The 5,168-nt window shown below is 67.5% G+C and carries 5 protein-coding genes; 3 read left to right on the forward strand and 2 right to left on the reverse strand.

Annotated features, from left to right (window positions below; genetic code table 11):
• Positions 1-360, forward strand: a 360-nt coding sequence (locus tag ACTMVF_RS42290) for a DNA-directed RNA polymerase subunit alpha C-terminal domain-containing protein (protein WP_441276411.1), incomplete at its 5' end; no start/stop codon positions are given.
• A gap of 164 nt (positions 361-524) precedes the next feature.
• On the opposite strand, the gene ACTMVF_RS42295 is transcribed toward ACTMVF_RS42290, so the two are convergent.
• Positions 525-902: a hypothetical protein gene (locus tag ACTMVF_RS42295; protein WP_441276412.1), complete on the reverse strand. Its 378-nt coding sequence runs from the start codon at positions 900-902 to the stop codon at positions 525-527.
• A gap of 646 nt (positions 903-1,548) precedes the next feature.
• Here ACTMVF_RS42295 and ACTMVF_RS42300 point away from each other — a divergent pair.
• Together ACTMVF_RS42300 and chvE are read left to right on the forward strand one after the other, a co-directional pair.
• A complete protein-coding gene (locus ACTMVF_RS42300) occupies positions 1,549-2,223 on the forward strand; it encodes an aminoglycoside phosphotransferase family protein (protein WP_441276413.1) in 675 nt (224 codons plus the stop codon).
• 914 nt (positions 2,224-3,137) lie between these two features.
• Positions 3,138-4,223 (forward strand): multiple monosaccharide ABC transporter substrate-binding protein, encoded by a 1,086-nt coding sequence (chvE, locus tag ACTMVF_RS42305; RefSeq protein WP_441276414.1) that lies wholly within the window; start codon positions 3,138-3,140, stop codon positions 4,221-4,223.
• Between the two features lie 617 nt (positions 4,224-4,840).
• Here the strand turns inward: chvE and ACTMVF_RS42310 are convergent.
• Positions 4,841-5,168: AMP-binding enzyme (locus ACTMVF_RS42310; protein WP_441276415.1), on the reverse strand; the 328-nt coding region annotated here is incomplete at its 5' end.

Here is a 5,168-nt window from a genome sequence, read left to right on the forward strand (position 1 = left end):
GGTCTCGCCCGTGAGCTGAACATCGACGCCGAGGGCATCGACATGGGCCCGTCCCCGACGGACGCCGCCCTTGCCGCGGACCTCGCGCTGCCGATCGAGGAGCTGGAACTCACCGTCCGGTCGTACAACTGCCTCAAGCGTGAGGGCGTCCACTCCGTGGGTGAACTCCTGGCGCGCTCCGAGGCCGACCTGCTCGACATTCGTAACTTCGGTGCGAAGTCGATCGACGAGGTCAAGGCGAAGCTGGCCGGCCTGGGTCTGGGCCTGAAGGACAGCCCGCCCGGATTCGACCCGACCGCCGCCGCCTTCGACGCGGACGACAACGCGGACGCGGGTTTCGTGGAGACCGAGCAGTACTGAACGCCGCGCCGGGTTGCGGGGGAGCCGGGACGGCACAGCGGTCGGCGATGAGTACCGGCCGACCGCACCCGGCTCCCCGAGCTCACGAAACAGCCCCCTCGGAGATCACTCCGAGGGGGCTGTCTTTCCAAGCTCCTGGCGTCGATGCCGGGGGCCCGTGTGAGCTACCTGCCGAGGACGAGGGTGTTGTTGCAGCCCTGCCTCGAGCCGAGGTTGGTGGACTGCGAGCCAGGCGAGCCCTCACCGTTGGACCGGTTGCCTTCCCGGCCGTTCTGGAACCCGAACTGGCCCTGTACGTCGACGTTCTCTTCGATCGTCGTGCAGGAGGTGCTCTGGCTGATGAAGACCGTCCTGCTCTCTTTGCTGTCGCGCTTGTGCTTGTGCCCCTGCTTCTTTCCGTGCTTCTGTCCGTGCTTCTGTTCCTGCTTGTGTCCCTGCTTGTGTCCGTGCCCCTGCCCGTCGGCGTAGGCGGTGCCGGTGCCGAGGAAGCCGATGGCGCCGATGAGGACGGCCACGACAGCGGTCTTGCGAGGCTTGCGCATGTCTTCTCCGAGCGTTGAAGCGGACGCGTGCGCGATCCGCCACGTCATAAGATGACGAGAGGTTAATGCGCAAATGTCTGATATATGCCCGTCGGCACGCCGGATCGTCTGACCAGCGAGCAAGAGCGGCGGCCCCGAGGCCGACCCAACTTCCCTGTACGGCCAAGGCATTACGAAGCCGAACGCGTGCACAGGCGCTCCGCGCAGAACCACCCGTGTGGCCGCGCCACGAGCGCGAGGCGGCCCAGGCTCTCCGCCACTGACCTGGGCGCCGATGAAACTCCCGTGCGGGGTCGATGAGTTCGTCACGACGGCGCATCTCGCGACGAGGCGGCGGTCCGCCGATCTGTGGCCGAGGACGTGGCCCGCCGCATCCCGCCCGCGTTCCTCACCGAGGCAATGGCCCTGGAGCTCTGGCTCCACACCGCCCGCCCCTGACCGCCTGGCGGCCGCCCGCCTGCCATGTCCCCACCCCGCCCGCGGCGTCCAGCGCATGGACGCCGGGGTAATCCGCCTGCCGCACCGCCGACAGGTCGGTAGCGTCGTACCGGTGGCGAACGAAGACGTGTTGCAGGATCACGCTCACCGGCGGGTCGTGCGTATCGGGGACACCGTCCGCAGGCCCGTTCAACCCTGGACGCAGACGGTGCACGCGCTGCTGCGCCATCTCGAATCGGTGGGCTTCCTGCATGCCCCGAGGGTTCTGGGGTTCGACGAGGAAGGCCGCGAGGTCCTCAGCTACATCGAAGGGGAATCGGGGCCGCTGGGATGGGCCAAGGTCGTGGAAGACGAAGGCTTGTCCGCCTTCGCCCGCCTGCTGCGCGACTACCACGACGCGACCGCCGACTTCATCCCGCCCGACCAGGCCGTCTGGGCCGCCGGCACGGGCACACCGACCAGCGGTGAAGTGATCTGCCACGGCGACTTCGGCCCGTGGAACGTGGTGTGGCAGGGCCACCGGCCCGTGGGCATCATCGACTGGGACTTCGCCCGCCCGGCCGCACGTCTGCACGACGTCGCCTACGCACTGCAGTACGTCGCGCCTTTCCGGGACGATGCCGAGTGCCTGCGATGGCTGCACTTCCCGCAGCCGCCCAACCGCCGCAAGCGCCTGGAACAGTTCTGCTCCGCCTATGGCCTCTCCTCCGCCGACGGCATCGTCGAGGCCGTCATCGCCGAGCAGCAGGCGAACGCCGAACGTGTGGGCCGTCTCGCCGACGCCGGCCACCAACCCCAGGCCACCTGGGTGGCGGAGGGGTACCTGCACGACCTCGAACGCAGGCTGGCATGGAGCCGAGAGCACCGGCATTTGTTCGAGTAACGGCTGGGGCTCGTCCGACACGTCGTCGTACCAGGAAGGCCGTCGATCCTGCTCCTCGGCGAACTCAACGTTCTCGAAGGCTGGTTGCGGGACTCCTTCTCCCAAGGGCGCACCGTCGACGTCCTGGACGATCCGGCATCGGCGGAAGCAGTGGTCCGGGCCGACGTCGTCGCGGCGCTTTTGCTGGATGCCGCAAGCCGACTGCGGAAGATCGGTCGGCTGTGAACGGCCAGGCCCTCCCGTCGTAACCGTTCCGGCAGGAGGGCCGCCGCCTCGCGGTGGTGGATGTCCGCGGCGGTCACCGCCCTCGTCTTGACGGGATGCCGAGCGCGGGATGCCGGGCGCGGGATGTTCCCCGCTGTCCCCACCGACGCCGAGTCCACGATCGCCGCGGTCGGTTCCGGTGCACGGACCTCCGTCTCGCTCACGTGGTCCCGGAGCCGCACCTTCTGTAACCGTTCCAGTTCGCACTGTTGACACCCCGGCCGCTTCCCTTTAACGTCGCGCCAATATTTCGAACATGTGACTATATTTCGAACGTCGAAAGGCGAGTGCCCTGTGTGTTGCCGGAATCAGCACGCATGTGGTCGGAACGCGGCACCGAGTCGAACCATGTGCCGGGCCGCCCCGCCCCTGACGGCCGCGGCGGCATGTGCGGATCCGCGAGGGCGCCGAGCTCGTCCGTCACGGCGCACGGCCCTGTCTGAAGTCCGGTCCGTCCAGGGCGCCCGAGGGTCCGTCTGTGCGGCCCCCCTCTGCGGGACCTGACCCTCGACATCGTCCGGGAGCGGGTGCGGCGCGTCCCACTCGTTCTCGACCTGCCTGCCGACTGCCCGGCCCGCTCCACCGCTTCCCCTCGACGTCTGATACGTCGTCATCCCCTCAACGACGAGAAGAACAAGGAACACATCGTCATGTTCAATCGAAGAACCGTCCTCGCCGGAGCCGCCTCCCTCTGCCTCACCCTGTCCGCCTGCGGTAAGGACAGCGAGGGCGGCTCAGCGGACAGCTCCGAGGGCGGTACCGTCGGCATCGCCATGCCGACCCAGTCCTCCGAGCGCTGGCTCACCGACGGCAAGAGCGTCGTCGAGGGCCTCAAGGCCAGGGGGTACAAGACCAAGCTGGTCTACGGCGACGACGACCCGAAAGCCCAGGTCTCACAGATCGGGAAACTGATCCAGCAGGGCGTCGACGCCCTGATCATCGCGGCCATCGACAACAAGTCGCTGAACGGCGTGCTTCAACAGGCCGCCGACGCGGACATTCCGGTGATCTCCTACGACCGGCTCATCCTCGGCACCAAGAACGTCGACTACTACGTTTCCTTCGACAACGAGATGGTCGGCATGATCCAGGCCCACCACATCATCGACAAGCTCGGCCTGGAGGACGGCAAAGGCCCGTTCAACATCGAGTTGTTCGCCGGTTCCCCCGACGACAACAACACCAAATACTTCTTCGACGGTTCGATGAAGCACCTGCAGCCGTACCTGGACAGCAGGCAGTTGGTCGTCCGGTCCGGCGAGACCGAGCTCAACCAGATCACCACCCCGCGCTGGGACGGGCCCACCGCGCAAAAACGCATGAGCGGCATCCTCGCCAAGTGGTACCGCAGTGAGAGCGTCGACGCGGTCCTGTCGCCGTACGACGGCATCTCGAGGGGCATCCTCTCCGCACTGAAGTCGGGCGGCTACGGCCCCGACATCAAGCCCCTCCCCGTCATCACCGGTCAGGACGCCGAACTGGCGTCGGTGAAGTCAATCATCGCGGGTCAGCAGTCGCAGACCGTCTACAAGGACGTCCGTCGGCTGGCCGAGGCCGCCACAACCATGGTCGACGACATACTCAACGACAGGGCGCCGTGGGTGGACGACTCCGTGGGTTACAACAACGGCGTCAAGGCCGTGCCCGCCGTCCTGCTGCAGCCCGTGAGCGTCGACAAGACCAATTACGACACCCTTGTCGCGGACGGCTACTTCACCGCCGACGAGCTCAAGTAGCGGCACGGCCCCCGCACGACAACACCCGCACGACGCTCGTCATGACGCTGACGCCCTCCTCCCAGCCGTGAGTTGCCGGCTTTCAGCGTGCCGAATCCGACATGGGCACGGTTTGCTCGGGGGAGCCGGCGAGTGGTCGGAGTGCAGCGCGGGCGGCGTTTCATCAGACCTTCTCGACTCGCACGGGTGCCCCGCGAGGAGTTGACTCATGTCGTCGGTGTCGGAGGTGAAGTCTGTTGCCTCAGCTCCCTGCACGGCTCCCGGCCGGCCACGGCCGCCAGAATGGCGTCGATGGCGTACTCGTGCCCATGCAGCCCGGCTGCCTTCTGCATGTCTCGCGCCATGGCGATCACCTGATCGTCCGTGCACGATGCGGATCCGGGACAGCGTCCAGTTCCACAGCGCCTGCCTCGACCTGGTGCCCGGCTGCGGTCGTGAGTCATCGGCGTGAGACCGCAGCCGGGGCTTGAGGTCACCCTGAACCTACCCCTCCGATTCCGCGGGCCCTGCTCAAGGGCTGTCGGCGAGTACTCCCGCTCGTACAGCAACTCCTTGGCCGGCGGGCTGCGCCCCGTGGAGCCCGGTGACCCACTTCGGCCGCTCCGAGAGCCGGCCGTTCAGGAGGCGTGGTCGGCGCGGCGGAGGACAGGGCGCAGGATCTCGATGACGCCGGGGTCGTCCACTGTGGAGGGGATGGGTTCGTCGTGGCCGTCGGCGATGCCGCGCATCGTCTTGCGGAGGATCTTTCCCGAGCGGGTCTTGGGCAGGGCGGCCACGACCGCGACGTCCTTGAGGGAGGCGACGGCGCCGATGCGTTCGCGTACGAGCTGGACGAGTTCGGCCTCGACGTCGCCTGGTTCGCGGTCGGCGTCGGCTTTCAGGACGACGAAGCCGCGCGGTACTTGTCCCTTCAGAGGGTCGGCGACGCCGATGACGGCGCATTCG

It is taken from the genome of Streptomyces sp. SD31 (genome assembly GCF_052068475.1).
Classification (GTDB): Bacteria; Actinomycetota; Actinomycetes; order Streptomycetales; family Streptomycetaceae; genus Streptomyces.

Excerpts from the sequence above, each read along its gene's own strand:
- ACTMVF_RS42295 (WP_441276412.1), bottom strand. The coding sequence starts at position 902 with ATGCGCAAGCCTCGCAAGACCGCTGTCGTGGCCGTCCTCATCGGCGCC.
- chvE (WP_441276414.1), top strand. The coding sequence starts at position 3,138 with ATGTTCAATCGAAGAACCGTCCTCGCCGGAGCCGCCTCCCTCTGCCTC.